Source organism: Microbispora sp. GKU 823 (assembly GCF_002027145.1).
Classification (GTDB): domain Bacteria; phylum Actinomycetota; class Actinomycetes; order Streptosporangiales; family Streptosporangiaceae; genus Microbispora; species Microbispora siamensis.
In genome coordinates, this window is sequence record NZ_MWJN01000139.1 from 1 (window position 1) to 20038 (window position 20038).

21 protein-coding genes are annotated in these 20038 nt (G+C 68.4%); 5 read left to right on the forward strand and 16 right to left on the reverse strand.

Annotated features, from left to right (window positions below):
- A partial coding sequence (locus B1L11_RS47575) for a hypothetical protein (protein WP_218671621.1) occupies nt 1-225 on the forward strand: 225 nt, incomplete at its 5' end.
- Here B1L11_RS47575 and B1L11_RS40580 read toward each other — a convergent pair.
- On the reverse strand, nt 188-1573 hold the full coding sequence (locus B1L11_RS40580) for an O-antigen ligase (protein ID WP_079320532.1): 1386 nt from the start codon (nt 1571-1573) through the stop codon (nt 188-190). The two genes, B1L11_RS47575 and B1L11_RS40580, sit on opposite strands and share 38 nt — an antisense overlap.
- Nucleotides 1573-2301: a hypothetical protein gene (locus tag B1L11_RS40585; protein ID WP_143737901.1), complete on the reverse strand. Its 729-nt coding sequence runs from the start codon at nt 2299-2301 to the stop codon at nt 1573-1575. Before B1L11_RS40585 ends, B1L11_RS40580 begins: the two co-directional genes overlap by 1 nt.
- Before the next feature lie 117 nt (nt 2302-2418).
- Here B1L11_RS40585 and B1L11_RS40590 point away from each other — a divergent pair, with 117 nt between their 5' ends.
- Complete coding sequence (locus tag B1L11_RS40590) at nt 2419-3294, forward strand: DUF6492 family protein (protein ID WP_218671622.1); 876 nt, start codon at nt 2419-2421, stop codon at nt 3292-3294.
- A gap of 26 nt (nt 3295-3320) precedes the next feature.
- Here B1L11_RS40590 and B1L11_RS40595 read toward each other — a convergent pair whose 3' ends face one another.
- A complete protein-coding gene (locus B1L11_RS40595; protein ID WP_143737902.1) occupies nt 3321-4358 on the reverse strand; it encodes a hypothetical protein in 1038 nt (345 codons plus the stop codon).
- Nucleotides 4359-4537: 179 nt separating this feature from the next.
- On the opposite strand from B1L11_RS40595, the gene B1L11_RS40600 reads away from it, so the two are divergent.
- Nucleotides 4538-5713, forward strand: a complete 1176-nt coding sequence (locus tag B1L11_RS40600) for an acyltransferase (RefSeq protein WP_079320536.1) — start codon at nt 4538-4540, stop codon at nt 5711-5713.
- Here the strand turns inward: B1L11_RS40600 and B1L11_RS40605 are convergent.
- The 9 genes from B1L11_RS40605 to B1L11_RS40645 form a co-directional block, all read right to left on the reverse strand.
- A complete protein-coding gene (locus B1L11_RS40605) occupies nt 5699-6595 on the reverse strand; it encodes a hypothetical protein (RefSeq protein WP_079320537.1) in 897 nt (298 codons plus the stop codon). The two genes, B1L11_RS40600 and B1L11_RS40605, sit on opposite strands and share 15 nt — an antisense overlap.
- Nucleotides 6596-6764: 169 nt before the next feature.
- Entirely contained in the window at nt 6765-7640 is an 876-nt protein-coding gene (locus B1L11_RS40610; RefSeq protein ID WP_079320538.1) for a glycosyltransferase family 2 protein, read from the reverse strand.
- Between the two features lie 15 nt (nt 7641-7655).
- Nucleotides 7656-9146 carry an oligosaccharide flippase family protein gene (locus B1L11_RS40615; RefSeq protein WP_256863305.1) on the reverse strand — a complete coding sequence of 497 codons (1491 nt, stop codon included), beginning with the start codon at nt 9144-9146 and terminating at the stop codon, nt 7656-7658.
- Nucleotides 9147-9156: 10 nt separating this feature from the next.
- On the reverse strand, nt 9157-10143 hold the full coding sequence (locus B1L11_RS40620; protein ID WP_079320539.1) for a hypothetical protein: 987 nt from the start codon (nt 10141-10143) through the stop codon (nt 9157-9159).
- Between the two features lie 5 nt (nt 10144-10148).
- Nucleotides 10149-11399 (reverse strand): DUF4910 domain-containing protein, encoded by a 1251-nt coding sequence (locus B1L11_RS40625; RefSeq protein WP_079320540.1) that lies wholly within the window; start codon nt 11397-11399, stop codon nt 10149-10151.
- The gene (locus B1L11_RS40630; protein WP_079320541.1) at nt 11396-12415 is read right to left on the reverse strand and encodes an NAD(P)-dependent oxidoreductase; all 1020 of its coding nucleotides are present in this window, start codon (nt 12413-12415) and stop codon (nt 11396-11398) included. Before B1L11_RS40630 ends, B1L11_RS40625 begins: the two co-directional genes overlap by 4 nt.
- The gene (locus B1L11_RS40635) at nt 12415-13065 is read right to left on the reverse strand and encodes a PIG-L deacetylase family protein (RefSeq protein WP_079320542.1); all 651 of its coding nucleotides are present in this window, start codon (nt 13063-13065) and stop codon (nt 12415-12417) included. Before B1L11_RS40635 ends, B1L11_RS40630 begins: the two co-directional genes overlap by 1 nt.
- The gene (locus B1L11_RS40640; protein WP_079320543.1) at nt 13062-13838 is read right to left on the reverse strand and encodes a sugar phosphate nucleotidyltransferase; all 777 of its coding nucleotides are present in this window, start codon (nt 13836-13838) and stop codon (nt 13062-13064) included. The genes B1L11_RS40635 and B1L11_RS40640 overlap by 4 nt, the downstream gene beginning before the upstream one ends.
- The gene (locus B1L11_RS40645; RefSeq protein WP_306291768.1) at nt 13835-15046 is read right to left on the reverse strand and encodes a class I SAM-dependent methyltransferase; all 1212 of its coding nucleotides are present in this window, start codon (nt 15044-15046) and stop codon (nt 13835-13837) included. Before B1L11_RS40645 ends, B1L11_RS40640 begins: the two co-directional genes overlap by 4 nt.
- Nucleotides 15047-15202: 156 nt before the next feature.
- Here B1L11_RS40645 and rfbC point away from each other — a divergent pair, with 156 nt between their 5' ends.
- Nucleotides 15203-15793, forward strand: coding sequence for a dTDP-4-dehydrorhamnose 3,5-epimerase (rfbC, locus tag B1L11_RS40650; protein ID WP_079320544.1), 591 nt, complete (start codon nt 15203-15205; stop codon nt 15791-15793).
- Here rfbC and rfbD read toward each other — a convergent pair.
- The 4 genes from rfbD to rfbB are packed head-to-tail and all read right to left on the reverse strand — an operon-like array spanning nt 15775 to nt 18607.
- Nucleotides 15775-16614: a dTDP-4-dehydrorhamnose reductase gene (gene rfbD, locus B1L11_RS40655; protein WP_079320545.1), complete on the reverse strand. Its 840-nt coding sequence runs from the start codon at nt 16612-16614 to the stop codon at nt 15775-15777. The genes rfbC and rfbD overlap by 19 nt on opposite strands.
- Nucleotides 16611-17249, reverse strand: coding sequence for an endonuclease/exonuclease/phosphatase family protein (locus B1L11_RS40660; protein ID WP_079320546.1), 639 nt, complete (start codon nt 17247-17249; stop codon nt 16611-16613). Before B1L11_RS40660 ends, rfbD begins: the two co-directional genes overlap by 4 nt.
- Nucleotides 17180-17602, reverse strand: a complete 423-nt coding sequence (locus B1L11_RS40665) for a hypothetical protein (protein ID WP_143737904.1) — start codon at nt 17600-17602, stop codon at nt 17180-17182. Before B1L11_RS40665 ends, B1L11_RS40660 begins: the two co-directional genes overlap by 70 nt.
- A gap of 18 nt (nt 17603-17620) precedes the next feature.
- A complete protein-coding gene (rfbB, locus tag B1L11_RS40670; RefSeq protein ID WP_079320548.1) occupies nt 17621-18607 on the reverse strand; it encodes a dTDP-glucose 4,6-dehydratase in 987 nt (328 codons plus the stop codon).
- A gap of 238 nt (nt 18608-18845) precedes the next feature.
- Between rfbB and B1L11_RS40675 the strand changes: the two genes are divergently transcribed.
- Nucleotides 18846-20038, forward strand: a 1193-nt coding sequence (locus tag B1L11_RS40675; RefSeq protein ID WP_256863306.1) for a DUF4082 domain-containing protein, incomplete at its 3' end; no start/stop codon positions are given.

The window sequence follows — 20038 nt, forward strand, 5'->3', positions numbered from 1 at the left end:
GTCCAGGTCACCAACAACCTGCTCATCGGCGGCACCTACACCATCAGAGTCAGAGCCGCCTCCGGCGCCGTCGTCCGTGACAACGCCGTCGTGAACAAATCGTGGGACTACGGCCCCTCCGACACCGACTGCTCGAAGACGAACTGGACGGGTAACAGGCTGGTCACCATCGACGACGATTACACCGTCACGAGTACGGTCGGACCTCTGGAGTGCGTGGGCTGAGGCTCTTCCCCGCCACCGCGTTCTCCTGCCGGGCGACGCGCAGCAGGGCTCCCGCCGCACCGATCTGGACGAACATCAGGCCTGTCGCCGCCGGGTACGAGAGCTGGTCGAACGTGATTGAACAGACTACTGGGACCAGCAGCGGCGCGGTCATGGACAGGGCGAGGTCCCGCAGCACCGGGTCCGCGGTGAGGTGCCTGGCTCGCTGGGCGGCGTAGACTCCCATCCCCACCAGCACCAGGAACGCCAGCACGCCGACGATTCCCGACTCCACCAGCGTCAGCAGGTACTGGTTGTCGAAGACCTGGTGTTTGGGCGCGTACCAGGTGGCCAGGCCACGGCCCAGCCACGGATGGCGGAGGAACTCCTCCAGCGCGTTGGGGTAGTCGTGCACGCGGTACCGGATGCTGTCGTCGGAGCCGAAGCCGGCGAACAGCCGATAGAACGTGCCCAGCACGCCCGGCATGACGATCTGGACCATCACCAGGAACCCGAGCACCACGCCGATAGCCCGGAGGCGGCGCCGCGCCGGCCAGCCCGCCATCAGGACCACACCGACCGTGGCGACCGCGATCACGCCTGTACGCGAGACCGAGTAGACCAGTCCCATGGCGATCATGGCGGTGCAGAACCACCAGCGCAGCGGCGAACTGCCGCGGTCCCGTGCGTGCAGGGCATAGTGCACGGCGACGGGAAGGATCATGGCCGAGACCACGGCGAACTCGATGGGGTGCCCGAGGGTGGCCGCGACCCGGTTCAGGTCGTCTCTGCCGAGGACGTTGGTGATGCCCTCCACGCCGTTGGCCTGCAGGAAGGGCAGCGCCATGTAGGCGGTGAGGTCGAACTCCAGGATGGATTGGAACCCGCCGACGATGGACACCACGACACCGGCGACGACCATCCCCCGCATCACGAGATCGAGTCGTCGCCTGTTTGCCACGCCGTCGCACACGGCGAGACCCAGGCCGATCCCGCCGACCAGCACCACCAGGGCGTGGTCCATCAGGTTCAGTTCGTCCTTCTCGAGGTAGCCGAAGGCGGCGTGACCGTAGACGGCCAGGCTGGCGGCAAGGTAGAGGAACAGTCCGGTGCGGGCGGGGTTGCGTCCCTTGGCCGCGCCCAGCGTGGTGGTGGACTGGGCGAACAACCAGAACAGCCCCAGCGCCAGGCCCACCACGTCCGCCGGAGTCACCGACAGAGGCAGTCCGCGAAGGATCATGCGGGCGGGGACGCACAGCAGCGCCACGATCGCCACGACAGCCAGCGTCGCGCTGTCGGCCGCCTGGAAACCCTCGGGGAGGCGTCGGGGTCCGAGTGCCGTCGTCTCCCCGGCCGTGGAGACGGCCATCACACCGTCTGCTCCGCCTTGGGCGCCGACGGGGCCGGCGCGTGCAGGCGCCTCTCCTGGCCCGTCGTCCGCCTCCCGCGGGCGCGACGATGAACGACGAAGCTTTCGACGGCGAAGGCGGCCGTGAGGCTGCCCATGAGGCTCAGGGCAATGGCCGCGGCGGCGGCGCGGCTCCTGCTGCCCTTCTTCGCCTCAGGAGTCGTGGGCTCGACGACGTGCGTGATGGTGAGGAACGTCTTCGGTGGCGCACCCACGGCCTTCTGGCGCCGGGCCAGTTCGACGTCGGCCTGCGCCATCACCTTGGCGACCAGTGCCGTGGCTGTTCCGGGGTCCGGAGCCTCGGCCTCCACGAAGACGAACGGACCGCTCATCATCAGTTCGGGGTTGGTGCTCCCGTTGGTGACCTTGTAACCGACGTCGCCGCCCCGCGGCACGCCGAGCCGTTCTCCCATCTCCGGCGCGCCGAGCGCCTGAATCAGCAGCGACGCGGTCATGTTGAGCCCGTAGTCGAAGGTGACCAGGGGATTGGATCGGGGGTTGACCAGCTTGGGATCGTCGGGCACGCTCGCCCCGGTGGTGGGGATCGTGATCAGCATGATGCCCTGGGAGGCGTAGGTCACGGGGACCCGGATGTAGACGAAAAGCGTCGCGCCCATACACAGGACGAAGGTGGGCAGCACCACGTACCATCTCCGGAACAGCACGAGGACTGTCCCCCACAAGTCCATCTGATCCCTCCCCGTGCGGTCCTACTGACTATCGCACGGAGCCCCTGGTTTTGTTACGGCAACGCGTGATAAGTCTGACCAGCCGCTATAGACGTCTTCGACCGGAGGTCACGATCGATGCCAGAGCTGGCCGTCATCACCCCGACCTGGAAGCCGGACCGGGACTTCTTCGCGGCCCTGCACCGCTCGTTTCTCCAGTTCACTTCTGAGGACACGGTCCATCACGTCATCGTGCCCTGGGCTCACAAATCACACTTCACCCAATTCGCCGGGCCGCGCTGCCGCATTTGGACGCATTCCGAATTACTCCCCCGCCGTTATGTCCGCATGCCCGGCGGTGTGTGGGTCAATACGCGGCGCCCGTGGCCGCCGGTGCGCGGCTGGGTCATGCAGCAGGCGGCCAAGATAGCGGCTGCCGGCATCGTGGAGGCGGACACGGTTCTACTCGCCGACTCAGACGTGGTGTTCGTCCGCCCGGTCGAGGTCGGCGCCTTCTCCGCGCATGATCGGATCACGCTGTTCAGGAAGGAGGACGCGGTTCACGCGGGAATGGAGCGGCACGTCATCTGGCACCGGGTCGCCCGCGAACTGCTCGGACTCCCGGCCGCGCCGCCGCCGCCGCTGAACGACTACGTCGACGCGCTGGTCTTCTGGGACCCCGTGCGGGTGCGGGCCATGCAGGAGCGCATCACAGAGGTCACCGGCCTGCCCTGGGCCGACGCCTTCACCTCCCAGCTGCACGTCTCCGAGTTCATCGTCTACGGCGTGTACGCCGACGAGTTCCTCGGCGAGGAGCAGCGGCCCGCTACCAGCCCCGAGATCTGCCACAGTGCCTACATCAGGACGCCGATGGACCACGAGGCCGCCATGGCGTTCGCCGACCGCATCGGCCCGGACGCCATCGGCATGATGATCTCGTCGCACTCGCACACCTCGGCGGAGGTCCGGGAAGCCGCCGCACGGCGGTGCGCCGAGGTGGCCGCGTCGCGCTGACCCGGGTGCCGGTTTCGCGGTGCGGGTCAGCCGCCGCGTTTACCGGGCGGTCGCCCCGACGAGCCGTTCTCCGAAGGCCGCCCGCCCACGGCGCTGTCCGCTGTGAGCATCGGATCCATGATGATGACCACGGTCTGGTCGGACTCGTCGTCGGCATCGGTCACGGACGTGCCGTTCGCGGGCGGGGGATCGTCTACGACCGGCCGCGGGTCGTTCTGGGTGGACAAGGCGGATGAGGAGGCGTCGGCGACCGTCGTGCCGGGCGGGGCGACAGGCGATCCGATGCGCGGCCGATCCTGCGTGGAGGCGGGGATCCGCCACTGCACCGTCGCCGCGCCGAGCACCTCGGGATCCTCACTCCAGCCGGACATGCGTTCGAAACGACCGTCATCCGGTTCGATCCGCCTGATGCGTTTGCGCCTCGCCACGGCGTAGGCGATGCCGAAGCAGACGAGCAGCGACACGGCGAAAGCGCTACCCGCCGCCTTCCATTGGACGCTCGTCACCCGCTCCGGCTGGGAAAGCGGGACCACGTCGTTGAGCGAGACGAACGTGGACTTGGGCGCGCCCAGCGCGACCTGCCGGTCGTTGAGCTCCCTGCGCACCCGGGCCTGAACCGCGGCGACGGTCTTGCTCGCCTCGTCGGCGGTGGGCGCGACGACCGACACGTAGATGTAGGGCCCGCTGATGTCCAGCAGGTCAGGGTCGGTGCGGCCGTCGTCGACCGTGAGTTCGACCGGCCCGTCCTTGGGCGCGCCGACGTCGTGGCGCAGCTCGGGGGTGTTTATCGCCTGAATGAGAATGGTGGCCGTCGTTTTCAACCCGTCGCTGAAGCCCAGCAACGGGTTCTGCAGGCCGAAGGTCTTGCTCGGGTCGATCGTGGCGCCCCTGGCCGACGTGGTCAGGACCATCAGGGCGCTGGATTGGTATCTCGCGGGGACGAAAAAGAACGTTCCCACCGCGACCAGCAGTGACAACAGAATCAACGGCGGCCCCACGGCCTTGCGCGTGAGTAGGCTGCCGAGGATCTTCCATAACTCCATATACGCGTCCCCCGCCCTCATGGCGCACCCGGGCGCCGGGCGGCCCCACTTCTCCATCGCCGCCCACGGACAGATCGTTACACGACAACCCTGATGCGTGACGATAGCTCGATGGGTCTTCTTGTGAGCTACAGCGTTACACGACGAGCGTCCCCTCCGATAGACCATCGTGGGCCGGGCGGACGTCAGGAGGGCAACTTATGGCCAAACCCCCATTACAGGGGCAATCCCGACTTGCCGGCCTCGACGGGATCAGAGGGCTCGCCGCGCTCTTCGTCGTGCTCCACCATTGCTGGCTGATGTCGTTTCCCGGCTTCCCCTCCGACAACGGTCCCTTGTGGGCAGGTTGGCTCCTTTATGGACACTTCGCGGTTGTCGTCTTCATTGTGCTGTCCGGCTTCTCGCTCGCCGTCGGACCGGCGCGCCATGAATGGCGGCTCGGGGGGCTGGCCAGGTTCGGCCATCGGCGGACCTGGCGCATCCTGCCGCCGTACTGGGCGGCCCTGGTCTACAGCCTGATCATCGCGTGGACCGTCGTCCCGCAGACGGACGCCGGCCCTCCGACGGCCAAGAGCGTCCTGCTGTACGGGCTGCTCATCCAGGACGTCTTCGGCGCGCCGAGCCCCAACGGGGCCTTCTGGTCCATCGCCATCGAGGCCCAGTTGTACGTGGTTTTCCCGCTGCTCCTCCTGGTGATCAGGCGCTTCGGCGCGGCCGTCATGGCGTGCGCGGTCACGGCGCTCGTGACAGCTGTCGGCGCGCTGTCTCCCGTCGTGCCGGCCGTGGCCCTGCTCGACCGGTTCACCCCGCAGTTCGCGGCGCTGTTCGCCTTCGGCGCCGTCGCGGCAGGGGTGGTGGGCGGACACTGGCGCGCCCCGGCGCCGTGGACAGCGGCCGTGGCCGCAGTGCCGGTTGTGGCACTGATCGCGGTACAGGGCTCGGTGTGGACGGTGAACCACTACTTCTGGGTGGACCTCGCCCTCGGACCCGCGGTGGGGCTCTTCCTGGCGGCGCTGGCCGCGGGCAGGCCCGCGCCGCTGGTCACGTTCCTCGACACCCGTCCCGTCCGGTCCCTCGGGTCTTTCTCCTACAGCCTCTACCTGACACACGCGCCGTTGGTCGTGACGCTGCATGAACTGGTGGTAGCGCCGCACGTCCCGAAGGGCGTGCCGGCCTTCCTCACCATGATCGCGCTCGCCGTGCCCGCCAGCCTGCTGGTGGCATGGGGCTTCGCAGCGGTCTTCGAGCTGCCATTTCAGCGTCACCGCAGTTGGGGGGCTCTGCGCGCGGCGATCGGCGAGAGGCTGCGGCCTCTGCGCCGCAGGACCTCCCTGCCGGCTCCGCCGTACGAGCCGGAGAAGTCAGCCACGCCGTGACAGGGCTTCCGCCTCGTACTCCAGGGCCAGTTCCTCGGGGACCTGCTCCAGGTCGGTGCAGCGCCGGAAGTCCCGCAGCGTCGTGCCCACGCACAGGGCGTCGACGTTGGGCGCCCCCCGGCGAGCTCGCACGTCCTGGATGTTGACCGTACGGAAGTCGACGCTGAAGCGCGTACGGCCGGAGGTGTTCGGGACGGTCGAGTGCAGGTGCGCCCCGGAGAACATCACGAAGCCTCCGGGTTCGGGGATGACGCGGACCTGCGGCTCCAGTTCGATCGTCTGCTCCGGCTTGGGCTGCCGGCGGGTGTCGCTGTAGATGTGCGTGGCGGCGCTCGGACGTTCGACGGCCGTCCAGCCGGCGTAGTCGTACCTGTCGCTGCCGTTCGCGACCGGCTGGTCGAAATAGCGGGTGTGGAAGGCCATCACGTTCTCGGGGACGACCGGATAGATCGGCATCCACCAGTTGACCTGATTGAAGGGAGCCGAATACCAGCAGTCCCGATGCGGGTGGTACGCGTAGGAAATGCCCGACGTCAGATAGTCGTCGGAGGTGGAGGTCCGCATGCGCGGCACGTCGAAATACGTGTCCCACACGGAGCAGCCGGCCTCTTCCAACACCTGTGGAAGCAGCTTCTTGCAGCGTTCGTGATGAATGAAGCGCGGCTTGAGGTCCGCCAAAAGTGCGGCGAATCGCTCCACCGGCATCTCGTACTGCGCCAGCTCGGGGTCGAGCGTCCCGAAAGCCTTCTCGATGAGCTCGCGGGCGAATCCCACAAGCTCCGCCGACGCCGGTGTCGCCGAATACACGAAAAGGTCGCCCTGGAAGATCATCTGCCGGCGCCGGTCGTCGTCGACCTCTTGGTTGAAGAAAATCGAGGTCATAGCATGCCGTCTCTCTGTTTTACCCGTCCCTGCCCCGGGACGCTCCGTCGTCAGTTACTCGCCGTTTTCGGTGCCGCCGTTACAGCGGATTTGGCCGTTACCGGCACGTCACCGAATCCGGGACGTCACCGAATCGCGTGACGGAATAAGAGAGATCGCGGCGTGCCGGTCAGCGGCGCAGTGCGGCGAGCGCCAGGCGTGCCGCCTTACGGGTCCGATGGCTCAGAGTCTGGCGTTGCCGGCGGGCGTACGTCCGGGCCACCACCTCCCAGGCACGCCTGCGCTGCTCCGGAGTCAGATCGAGAGTGCGCAGGTGACGCACCACGGCGGCGAACTGCAGTGTGGTGGCGAAATGCACGGTCCACTCCGGAACCCCCAACGCCCGGGCGATCTCGGGCAGCCTGCGGAAGCGGAGTCCACGGTGCGCCAGGATCTCGGGGACGTGGCCCCAGGGACCCGCCAGAGCCAGCATCACGGCGAAGACCTCGTCCTCGCGCAGCATGACGGGTCTGGGGACGCGTGCGACGGCCTCACGCCTCATCAGCCCGTACAGCGGGTCCAGCAGCATGTGCTCCTGCGTGTGCACGACCATCATCTCGGTGAACCGATCGATGGGATCGTCGGACAGCAGCCGCGTGCCGCGGTAGGTCGGCGGCTTCATCACCGCGCCGTCCGGGCCGGTGTACATGGTCTCCGAGGTGACCAGGACGAGCCGCTCGTCCTCGGCGAAGACCTCAAGCGAGCGCGACACGCAGTTGGGCTCCAGCAGGTCGTCGTCGCCCATCCACCGGAAGTACGTGCCCCGGGACAGCCGCAGGACCGCGTCGAAGTTGCCGACGACGCCCACGTTCACCGGCTGGCGGTGGTAGACGACGCGGCTGTCCGCCCTGGCCAGCTCCCTGCAGTACTCCTCCGTGTGGTCCGTCGACGCGTTGTCGGAGATCACCAGCTCGATGTCGGCGTGGTCCTGCTTCAGCGCTGACTGGACGGCGTCGCCCATCCGGTCGGCTCCGTTGCGTACGGGAAGGCCAATGGAGACCAGCATTCTTGCCACTCCAGATCAGGATGTCGGACGGGGCCGCAGGACCACCTGGGGCAGGGCGCGCAGCCGGTCGACCGGAACGACGATCAGAACGTAGACGACCAGGCCCACGGCGGCCCCCAGGCACAACGTGACCCAGGGGGGCGCGTCGCCCAGTACGAACAGTAGGCCGAGCACGGCGGCGCCCGACACGAGGCCGCCGAGGCTCGGCCGCAGGAGAGCGGGGGCGATGGGCGCCACGCGCACACCGGCCGCGCGCAGTCCGAGGACGGCCAGGGGCAGGGCGACGAACAGCGAGGCGGCCGCCTGGCCCGCGGCCGCGCCCCGGATGCCCTCCATGTGCGTGCCGACGATCACGGCGGGCACCAGAGCCAGGCCGTATCCGACGTTGATCCATACGGTCAGCGTGGTGGCGCCCTGGCCGTTGAGGATGTCCAGCGCGAAGGACGTCAGCATCCGCACCACCATCACTACAGCGAGGAAGCGCAGGACGCCGGCGGCCTGGTCCCACTTCGCCCCGTAGAGAAAGGCCACGAGTGGGTGCGCCAGCAGCCCCATGACGATCGCCAGGGGCAACACGCCGGAGTACAACAGGGGCACCGACTTCTGGACGCCCCGGGAGAGGGTGTCGGGTTCCTGCTCCGCCAGTCGGGAGAAGCCCGCGATGGACACCGTGCGGATGGCCGTTCCGATCAGCCCGGGCACCCAGCTCGACACGTTGAAGGCCAGCAGGTAGTAGCCGAGCGGCTGGGCGCCCATGATGTCGCCCACGATGATGTAGCCGACGTTGAGCAGCACGGCTTCCAGGCCGATGCCGGCCGCCGACGGGATGCCGAAGCGCAGGAGCCTGCCGGCGATGGCGCGGTCGAACCCGATCCTGAACGGCATGCGCGCGACCCGCAGCACGATGACGCCGGTGACCACCGCCTGCGCGACCTGTCCCCAGGCGAAGCTGTACGGCCCGGCCCCCTCGACGGCCAGCATGATCGCGACGGCCGCGTTGACGGCGAACCCCGCCAGGATCGCCATGCTGTTCTGCGCCTGCTGGAACCGCCGCAGCAGCGCCGCGCTCCTGATCGCCGTGACGGCCTCGACCAGGATGACGGCTGTGAGGAGCCGGACGACGGGCGTGGCCTCGGGACTCCCGGCGTACGAGGCATAGAAGGGCGCGGCCACCCAGAACGCCCCGTACAGTGCCGTAGCGGAGATCAGGTTGAGCAGGGTCGCCGTCGGCGACATCTCCTCCAGCGAGCCTCGCCACTGGATGGTCGCCGCCATGATGCCCAGGTCCTTGACCACCATCACGAAGGAGGTCGCGGCCAGGGCGACCGCGTAGACGCCGAAGTCCGCGGGCGACAGCAACCTGGCGAGGATCAGACCCATGACGAAGGATCCCGCCTTCATCACGAGGTTGCCGAGCAGGCTCCACCCGAACCCGCGGCCGGCTTTCTCACCGATGCTTCGCGCGTCGGCCTGGGCCTCCGTCACAGTGGCGTCTTCCTGCTCCACAACGGACCCCTTACGCTATTCCCGCCTCGGTAATCCGTTCGAGCCAGATCTCGCGCCAGAACGGCGCGAACTCGCGCGGACAGTTTGATTTGTACAGGCCTTTGCAGACGACGCCCTCAAGAAGGATGCAAGGGTTCTTCATTTGCAACATCTGGCCGGTCTTCTCGTCCAGGCAACGCTCCACCCGCGCCAGAACTCTGGCCGTCTTGCCACACCAGTGCGCCATCTCCTCCTCGAAGCCCAGACCCCGGTTCTTCCGGTCAGAGCCGAGGGTGGCGACGATCTCCGCCCTGGACTTGATACGCACCATTTCGCCCGGCTGAAGGTCGAGGGTCCCCGTCGGGGTCCTCGTGTTGGGTCCCGGACCGACCCAGCCCCAGGTGAGCCCCTGCCTTATCCACAGCCAACGCGGCAGGCGACGCCTGCTGAAGTTCTGATAGCGGTTGAAAAGTCCAAAGAAGATAGTGCGCAGGGTTTCCCAAACGGTCGCGTTGCCGGTCCTGACATCGGCGACGTACTGGCCGCCGTCACGGAACGGCAGGCATACGGGCGCCGCACGCAGCAGCTCGGTCGCCTGGCACGAGTACCGTTCCTCGCCCTCCGGGCCCGGCTCCTTGCGCGCGTTCTTCACCAGGAGCGGCAGCAGGGTGCCCGGCGAAACCCGCGGTTCGGCGGAAGCGTCGGAGACCTTCTTCAGCCAGGCGGTCTTCCAGTAGATGGAGCAGAAGGTCTGACACCCTCCGTGCGCGGACCCGTCACATCTGCCTCCCTCAAGGTGCACGGCGTCGTCCATCCGGCGCATGCCGGTCTGGGTCATGGTGTCGCAGAGCTTGTGCGCCACCTTCTTGACCACCATGCGCCTACCACAGAACTGGAGCATCTCCGGCATGAAAGGCAAACCGTCGAGCTCTCCGCGTTCGTCCAGGGTGGCGAGGATCTCCTCCTCGCTGAGGACCTCCACGAGATCCCCGGCCCGCAGGCTGAGCGCTTGCGCCATTCCCTCTACTCCTTCAGTAATCCCGCGGCCCGCAACGACCGCGCGGCGGCGGCTACAGCGGAGAACGGCAGCGTGGACCGTTCCGCGATGTCCAGCAGGCTGTGATCACCATCGGACAGGTTGAGCACCCACAACATCGCCATCTGCGCCTGTTTCGTGTCACTGCGGCCGCCGATGGATCCGTACAGACCGCGCCGGCCCAGTTGCGGCTCGCCGTACGGGCTGGTGTTGAGGTATCTGCGGTTGCGCTCCAGGATCTCGACGGCCTCCCAGAGCACCTCCAGCGTCTCCTCCAAGGCCTCGGGTGCGACGAAGCCGGGATCGTCCCCCGAGGTGTGGTACTCCGGGTAACCGGCGTACGGCGTCCGGGTCAGCGACCCGACGCCGAGGTTGAACCCGGGCGAGCAGTATTGGCGCTCGTCGTAACCGTAAGGAGTGAAGTCGACGATCTCGTGCCGTCTGCCGCGCAGCACATGGGACATCACCCGGTCGATCTCGGCGTTCCCTCGCCTGCTGCGCTTGTACGTCAACGCCCCCCGGTCTCCCGCGCAGGCCAGGGTGAGACCGTGCTTCACACGTTCCACGCGGTTACGCGCCAGCCAGGTGATGGCCCCGATGGTGCCGGGCGCCATGATGAACCGGTACGTGTACCAGGGGTCGCTGATCCGCTGGGCGAGGGCGACCGCCACGGCGATGCCGGCGAGGTTGTCGTTGGCCAGCGACGGGTGGCACACGTGGGTGGAGATGATCACCTCGTCCTGTACCCGCCCCGGGATCACATGCTCGGCGTAGGTGAGGTGACCCGGCTCCAGGGTGGAGTCGATCAGCACCTCGTAGGGCCCCTCCCCCATTTCCGCCAGCGTGCTCGCCCTGAGGCAGAAACCCCAGGTCTCGGCGTAGTAGCTCGTCCGGTACGGGATCAGGTCCGGCTGATCCGGCAGGGTGTGCAGGTGGGGACGGAGTTCCTCAAGGGTGAGGGTGGCGGACACCGGAACGCTGTAGCCCACCACGTGGAGGTTGGAGTCCGCGAAGTCGACGACGCGACGGCCGGCGGGATCCTTGATGTAGGCCTCACGAATGTTCCACTCGTTCGGAATCGTCCAGTCCAGCACCTGCGTCCCGGTGGGCACCTCCGAGACCTGGAGCGGCAGGTGCTCGCCGACGATGCGCAGCGTCTCCCGCACGCCGTCGCCGGTGATGCTCCTGCACAGCGGATACAGCCGCGCCACGAGGGCGTGCATCTCCTCGCCGGTCATGGCCTGAGCGTCTCGTCGATCGTGCCGGCCGCCCTCCGCCCGGACAGCCACGCGAGCCGGGTGAAGCGCTCGGCGAAGTCCCCGGCGGTCAGCCCGTGCGCCTGGTAGGCGTCGTACAACTCGACGGCGCCGTCCTTGACCGTCCACCGGGCGGCGTAGCCGGGCAACGCGGCCCTGATCCTGGAGAAGTCGACGCGGTAGGAACGAGGATCGGCACCCGTCTCACCGGTGATCACCAGCGTGGCGCCCGGGACCACCTCGATCACGTGCTGCGCGATGTCGGCGACGGTCACGTTGTTCAGCTCGGTGCCGACGTTGAACGCCTTCGCGTGCACCGCCTCGCGTGGGGCGACGAGGGCGGCGGCGAACGCGTCGGCGATGTCGGCCACGTGGACGAGCGGCCGCCACGGCGTGCCGTCCGACAACACGCGCACCTGCCCCGTCAGGAAGGCGTGCCCGACCAGGTTGTTGAGCACGATGTCCATCCTGAGCCGGGGTGAGAACCCGAATGCCGTGGCGTTGCGCAGGAACACCGGCGTGAAGTCCGGGTCCGCCAGCTCGACCAGGTCCTCCTCCACCCGCACCTTCGACTCCGCGTAGGGCGTCACCGGGCGCAGCGGCGCGTCCTCTGTGAGCAGGTCGTCGCCGCCCGACGCGCCGTACACCGAGCAGGTCGACGCGTACAGGAACCGGCGGACACCGGCGTCCTTCGCCAGCCGGGCCAGGCGGGTCGAGGCGTGATGGTTGATGTCGTAGGTCAGCTCGGGTGCGAGCGCGCCGAGCGGGTCGTTCGACAGGGCGGCGAGATGGATCACCGCGTCGAAGCCCGCGAGGTGCTCCGGTCGCACGTCGCGCAGATCCACCGCCAGACCCTCCGGGTCCCGCGGGAGCGGGCCGAGCACGCACTCGGCGAACAGCCCCGAGTCGAGGCCGACCACCTCGTGTCCTGCCTCGGCCAGAACGGGGGCCATCACGCTCCCGAGGTAGCCCACATGCCCGGTCAGCAGTACCCGCATCAGTTCTCCAGTCGAAGGGTGAGCTTGTTCACGTGGAAGGCCTCCGCGTAACGGGCCTGGCACTCGATGCCGCGAATGCGCGCCAGTCCGAGGAAGGCCTCCCGGTCATACCATGATCGATGTCGCTGGGAAGGGTAGTGCCGCTGGAGCAGGCTCACCTTGGCCTCCGCGATCTCCGCGTCGAGCGGCTGATACACCGAGGGCCTGCCGAGGTCTCCGTCCCACTTCGCGATCTCGTAGCCGAGCACGAGGTGGTCGCGGAAGGCCGTCGGGACCAGCTTGGCCAGGCCCCGATGGTCCTGATGGGCGTCGCCGGTCCATGGCGCGAAGATCAGGTCGGGGTCGGTCTCCGCCCGCAGCTCCTCCACGGCCGCCTTGGCCTCCTCCCAGCGCGCGGGCAGCCGGCCGTCGGGCAGCTTCAGGACCCTGAGCCGCAGATCCGCTCCGGGGCAGAAGGCCGCGAGGGCGGCCCGCTCCTCGTCCTCCCGTTCCGTGCCGCCGCCAGACAGCACCAGAGCGTCGACCCGGATGCCGGGGTGGGCCGAGCAGAGAGTCAGCAGGCTGCCGCCGGCGCCGATCGGGAGGTCGTCGCAGTGCGCGCCCAGCGCGGCGACCCGGGTCACGGACGAGGCCGTGCGCAGGCCGATCATTGGTGCTCCCACAGCGCCCACGGGCGGTTTCCGCGGGAGTACGCCTCGTCCAGGGCGAGGCGCTCCTTGACCGTGTCGGTCGGCCGCCAGTATCCCCGATAGGGGTAGGCGAGCAACCGGCCTCGCTTGGCCAGCTGCACGCAGCCGTCGCCCACCAGGTCGCCGTTCTCCGGGATGTGGTCGAAGATCTCCTGCCGCAGGACGAAGTAGCCGCCGTTGACCCACAGCGGCATCTGACTGACCGGGGTGATGCCGCCGACCTTGCCGTCCTCGCCCATGTCGATGCAGTGGAACGTCTCGGCGGGTGGCACCACCATCATGGACGCCCCGGCGTCGGCGCGCTCGAACCGCTCGATTATCTGCGGCAGCGGGGCGTCGGTGAGCACGTCGGCGTAGTTGGCCAGGAACATCTCGTCGCCGTCGAGATGATCCCGGACCCGGCGCAGCCGCTCCCCGATCGGTGAGTCGATGCCCGTGGTCACGAAAGAGATGGACCAGTCGGAGATGTCCGTCGAGAGCAGCTCGACCCGGCCGCCGCGTAAGACGAAGTCGTTAGAGGTGGTTTCCTGATAATTTAGGAAGAATTCCTTGATGTGGTGGGCCCCGAACCCGAGACACAGGATGAACTCCGTATGTCCAAAATGGGCGTAGTAGCGCATCACATGCCAGATGAGCGGACGGGGTCCCACGAGTTGCATCGGCTTAGGAACGTCACCGGGGGTGCCGCTGCGCATCCGCGTGCCGTACCCGCCGCAGAAAAGCACGACCTTCACGAGACGATCTCCAAGGTTGGGATGGGGAAGACCAGCTTTCCTCCCCATTCGTGGACATAGGACAGCTGCTCGGTGAGCTCGGCCCGCAGGTTCCACGGCAGAACCAGCACGTAGTCCGGGCGATCTGCGGCGATCCGCTCCGGGGGCAGAATGGGGATCCTGGCGCCCGGAGTGAATTTGCCGTGCTTGTAGGGGTTCCTGTCGACGGTGTAGGCCAGCAGGTCAGGCCGGATGCCACAGTGGTTCAGCAGCGTGTTGCCCTTGCCCGGCGCGCCGTACCCGACGACCGTCCTGCCCGCGTCGGCGGCGTCGATCAGGAAGCGCAGCAGGTCGCGCCTGACGCGCGCCACTCGGTCGGCGAACTGGGTGTAACCGGACAGTTCGAGCAGTCCCGCGGCCTTCTCCATGGCCATGACGTCCGCCACTCGGGGGCCCGGCCGACCCGAGGGGCGCGCCCAGAGCCGGATGGATCCTCCGTGCGTGGGAAGCAACTCGACGTCGACGAGGGCGAGCCCGCCGGCGGCCAGCGCCCGCTGGGCCGAGGCGACCGTGTAGTACTGGAAGTGCTCGTGGTAGATGGTGTCGTACTGGTTCAACTCGATGAGGGTGAGCAGATGCTGCACCTCGATCGAGACCCAGCCGTCGTCGGCCACCAGGGCGCGCAGCCCCTTGGTGAACCCGAGGATGTCGGGGATGTGCGCGTAGACGTTGTTGGCCACCACCAGGTCGGCGGGACCGTGCTCGGCGCGGACCGCGGTGCCCGTCTCAGGGGTGAGGAACGCGGTCAGGGTGGGCACGCCCTTGTCTCGCGCCGCCTGCCCCACGTTGGCCGACGGCTCGATGCCCAGGCACCGCACCCCCCGTTCGACCACGTGGCCCAGCAGGTACCCGTCGTTGCTGGCGACCTCGACGACGAACGAGGGATTGATGCGTTCCATCGCGCCGGCGACGAAACCTCGCGCGTGCTCCACCCATGAAGTGGAATACGACGAGAAGTAGGCGTACTCGGTGAAGGTCTCCTCAGGTGTGATGAGGGGCGGGATCTGGGCAAGCCAGCAGTCGGTGCACACCTGGAGATGCAGCGGGTAGGTGACCTCGGGCGCCGCCAGTCGCTCGGCACTGAGAAACAGCTCGCAGGGCGGCGTCGCTCCCAGGTCGACCACTCCCGCGAGGCTGGTCGAGCCGCACAGCCGACACTTTGTCATCATGTTCCCCGAATCGGTCGCTCGACTGAAGTAGGCCCTTCAAAGACGCGTCAGATGCGGATGTGGTTTGCTGTCCCCCGTCCCTCGGCCCACCAGCGGTAATTCGGCTCATTCGTGGCCTGCGTTACAAGAGGCTCATGACGTGGCAGGCTGCCCCTCATGGATTCCCTCAGCATTCCGGGCGCCTGGGTCCACACACCCCAGATCCATGCGGATCCGCGCGGTTCGTTCCTCGAAGCATTCCGGGCGGCCGATTTGGTCGCGGCCACCGGTCACCGGCTGGAACTCGCCCAGATGAACTGCTCCGTCTCCACCAGGGGAGTGCTGCGCGGAATCCACTTCGCCGACGTCCCGCCGGGCCAGGCGAAATATGTCACATGCGTTTCGGGTGCGATCCTCGATGTGGTCGTCGACCTGCGGATCGGCTCGCCCACCTTTCTGCAGTGGGACAGTGTGCGCCTGGACGAAGATTCCAGGCGCGGTCTGTACATCGCCGAAGGCCTGGGGCACGCGTTTCTCGCGCTCAGCGAACGGGCCACGGTCGTATATCTGTGCTCACAGCCGTACGCACCCTCCCGTGAGCACGGTGTGCACGCCCTCGACCCCGCCATCGGCGTCGAGTGGCCGGTGGAGGGCGCCCCGATCCTGTCGGAGCGTGACGCCGCCGCGCCCACGGTGAAGGAACTCATGGAAGCCGGGGCCCTGCCCGTCTACTCCGAATGCCAGGCCTTCTACGCCTCCTTGAGATAGGGCCAGGCGGCGTGCAGGGCGTCCCGCCAGTCCCTGATGGGGACGATGCCGACGGAGGCCCACCTGCCGTGCCCGAGGACGCTGTTGGCCGGCCGTCGGGCCGGTCTGGGGTATTCGGCGGCCGTGACGGGCCTGACCCGATCCGGATCCGCGCCTGCCAGCTCGAAGACCTCCCGTGCCAGGCCGTACCAGCTGGTGCTCCCGCGGCTGGTGGCGTGGTAGATCCCCGGTGAGGCGCGCGCCACCACCAGGCGGAACAGCTGCGCGGCCAGGTCGGCCGTCCAGGTGGGCTGGCCGACCTGGTCCGCCACGACCGAGACGGCGCCCTCGCCCGCCGCGAGCCTCGTCATCGTCCTGACGAAGTTCGGCCCGCCGCTCCCGTAGAGCCATGCCGTCCGCACGACCGTCCCGCCGTTGCCGAGCGCCGCACGCTCCCCGGCGAGTTTGGTCCGCCCGTAAGCGCTGACCGGCGCCGGCTCCGCGTCCTCGACGTACGGCTCGGGCGCCGTGCCGTCGAAGACGTAGTCCGTGGAGAGCTGCACGAGCCGCTCCCGGCACACCACGGCCAGATTGCGGACCGCGTGGCCGTTGACCGCGAGGGCCTCCTCCTCGCGGGTCTCGGCGTCGTCCACGGCCGTCCAGCCCGCGCAGTTGACGACCACGTCGGGGGCCGCGTCGCGTACCGCGGCCGCCACCGCGCTCGCGTCCCTGACGTCGAGATCGAGCCGCGTCAGCGCGATGACGTCCTCGCCCTCCTCTCGCAGCAGCGCCACCAGATCCGTGCCGAGCAGCCCGCCGGCGCCGGTCACCAGCCATCTCATGGGTCCTCCCGGGGGACGATCAGGTCGGTCAGGGTCGCGCGGTGGTCCGTCCCCGGCAGGGATAGCGTCGTGAAGGCGTCCACGGCGATGCGCCGGTCGGCGAGCACGTGGTCGATGGCCACCTTGGGGATGAACCACGGCTGTCCGAGGTACGGCCAGGTCGGGGTGAGCCCCTTGCCGGTCGCGTCGGCCGCGTCCCGGTAGCCGGTCGCGATCAGCTCTCGCAGGACCGTGTGATCGAGGGTGGAATTGAAGTCACCGGCCAGAACGCGAAGCGTGCCGTCCTCGGCCGCCGGAAGCGCGCGGATGCTGGACGCCCAGCAGCCCGCCCGCCAGCCCTGTGACGGGGCGCAGGCGTGGACGGCCACCACGCTCAACCGGCCGCCGTGAGGAAGGGCGAGCCTGGCCGGGATCTGCCGGGGCCATCCGAACGGCGAACCGTCGGCTTCGAGCGGATAACGGGCGAAGACACCGCTGCCCATCGCGTCCGGGGCCGCCTCGCTCACCTCGAAGGGCAGCAGCCGCTTGAGACCGGCCGCGACGAGGCGGGCGCGCATCGGCTCCGTCAGCTCCAGCATGACCAGCACGTCCGGCCGGTGCCGCCGCACCGCGTCCAGGAGCGCGCCGACGGGCACGCTGCCATGGAGGAGATTGGCCGACAGCACCCGCAGCCGTTGCCCTTCGGCGATCCGGGCGGGCAGTCCGGCAGGGCACGCGGAAGGACGGCGGCCCCGAGGGCGCCGCTCACCACCGCGGCCGCCAGGGCCGCGCGCCAGCGGCGCAGGGCGACCGCCACGGCGAGCGGCAGCAATGACGCCCCGGCGACGTACGGGGTGAAGGACACCAACTGTGACCATCGGAACTTGGGTTCCCAGCCGGTCAGGCGCAGCACCGACCACCCGGCGAACGGAATCAGGGCCAGCCACGGCGCGAGCTGCGCCCAGCGTCCTCGTGGCCTGTCCGCCGCGAGGGTCTTCGACTCCGCCACGGCGGACTCCACCACGCTCTACCGCCCGGTCCGGCGTGACGCGTCCCGGTGTGACGGCTTCCACCATGACGGATTGTCCTTGTACCACTGGACGGTCTCCGCCAGGCCCTCGTCGAAGCCCACTTCCGGCGCGTAGCCGAGGTTCCGGAGCTTGCGGTCGTCAAGGGAGTAGCGGCGATCATGTCCCTTGCGGTCCGCCACCCGACGAATCCGATCCTGCGGCAGATCGAGAGCCTCCAGGAGGCGCGTGGTCAGCTCGAGGTTGGTGAGCTCCGCCGTACCTGCGATGTGATAGACCTCGCCGGGACGGCCGATCTCGGCCACCCGCTGGATGCCGCGGCAGTGGTCCGCCACGTGGATCCAGTCGCGCACGTTGCCGCCGTCGCCGTACAGCGGAACTGTGCCCCCCTGGATCAGGGTCGTGACGAACAGCGGAATGATCTTCTCGGGATACTGGTAGGGGCCGTAGTTGTTGCCGCACCTGGTGATCGACACGGGCAACCCGTGAGTGATCGCGTAGGCGCGGGCGAGCAGATCGCCACCCGCCTTGGAAGCCGCGTACGGCGAGCGGGGCTCCAGCGGAGCGCTCTCGTCCCATGAGCCGGTCTCGATCGAGCCGTACACCTCGTCCGTCGAGACATGCACCACGCGGCGGACGCCCGCCGCGACGCATGCGTCCATGAGCGTCTGCGTGCCCAGTACGTTCGTCCGGACGAAGTCCGCCGCTTTTTCGATGGACCGATCCACGTGCGACTCGGCCGCGAAGTGGATCACGACGTCGTGCCCGGGAACCACGTCGGCCAGCAGTGCGCCGTCGCACACATCGCCCTGGACGAAGTCGTAACGCCCCTCGACGGGGGCGAGGTTGGCCAGGTTGCCCGCGTAGGTGAGCTTGTCGATAACGGTGACGGACGCTCCGTGGAAGGCCGGATAACCACCGGTCAATACGGTGCGGACATAATGCGAACCGATAAACCCGGCGCCGCCGGTAACGAGGAGTTTCACGAGACGATCAACACCCGTCCTGATGTCGTGTACTGAAAACTCGGCAAAACCGATGCGACCCTGTTATCACTCTGGTAACAATGTCCCGCGGTAGTACCCATAGAACCATCAAACCGGACGAATGCGCGATCATCACGCGGGACGGAGTTCCACCATGGTCCATTCGGTCAGGGGTCGCAGCGCAAGGGAGAGTGGCTTACGCCGGGACCGCCGTTTCAAGGCGGCCTTCGCATTGCCCGTGCTGCTGGTCGTGGTGGCCGTTCCCGCTGTCTGGATCGTGGCACGAGAGGGGGAGGCCGGCAAAGAGCCCCGCACGGCGGCGGCTCCCGCGCCCGTGGCGACGCCCAAGCTGCGGGAGGTCAGCTTCTGGACACCGGCCACGAAGCCCGCGGTCCCCGTGCACGCGGACCACGCGCCGGTCGAGCTCGGCTCACGGTTCACCGTGGCGGAGGACGGATGGATCACCGGCGTCCGCTTCTACAAGGCGAGGGGCGAGAAGGGCAGGCACAGTGGGAGCCTCTGGGACGCCGACGGCAGGAGGCTCGCCACCGCCGCCTTCGTCAATGAGACCGCGAGCGGCTGGCAGGAGGTCCGCTTCGACTCCCCCGTCCAGGTCCGGGCGCACGAGACGTACACGGTCTCCTATCACAGCGAGCACGGAACCTACGTGGCCAGACCCCTTGGCCGTGGCAAGGCGCCGCGATCGGGCCCGCTGACCGCGGTGCCGAGGAAGACCGGCGTCTACCGGTACGGCGACGGCGGGTTCCCCCGCGAGTCGAACCCGCGCAACTACCACTACTACGTGGACCCGATCTACCGCTGGTGGTGGCGGCCGCGGCCTTCCCACCCGACGACGCTTCCCTCGGCGGCCTCCTCACCGGCGGCCACCCGGTCCCCCGCGCAGTCTCCCGTCCAGACTCCTGTTCAGTCTCCTACGTTGTCTCCCGGGCAGACCGCCGGGCCGACGCGCGTTCCGACACCATCGCAGTCGGCGACCCTGCCGATCACTCCCTCCGCCGAGATCCCGACCCCCACTCCCACGCCCACGAGGACGCGGCACACCCCGACGCCCACGCCCACGGAGGCGGTGGAGAGCCCGGCGCCGACGCCGGCGCTCACGAGGAGTTCGGCGGCTCCCGTACCGAGCCGGTCACAGACCACCACGGCCCCGGACACGGGCGGGACGGCGTGCCCCGGCTATCCCACCCCGGCGTGCACCGGCGTGCCCAAAGGCACGCGGCTGAAGACGCTTCAGGCGGACTTCTACGGCGCCTACCGGGTGACTCAGGACGGGACCGTGCTGGACGGGGTGCACATCCCCGGCACGCTTTTGATCACCGCCCAGAACGTGACGGTACGCAACAGCCAGATCGACGGCGATGTGAAGAACGACTACGACGGCAAGATCTACCCCTTCACCATCAGCGACTC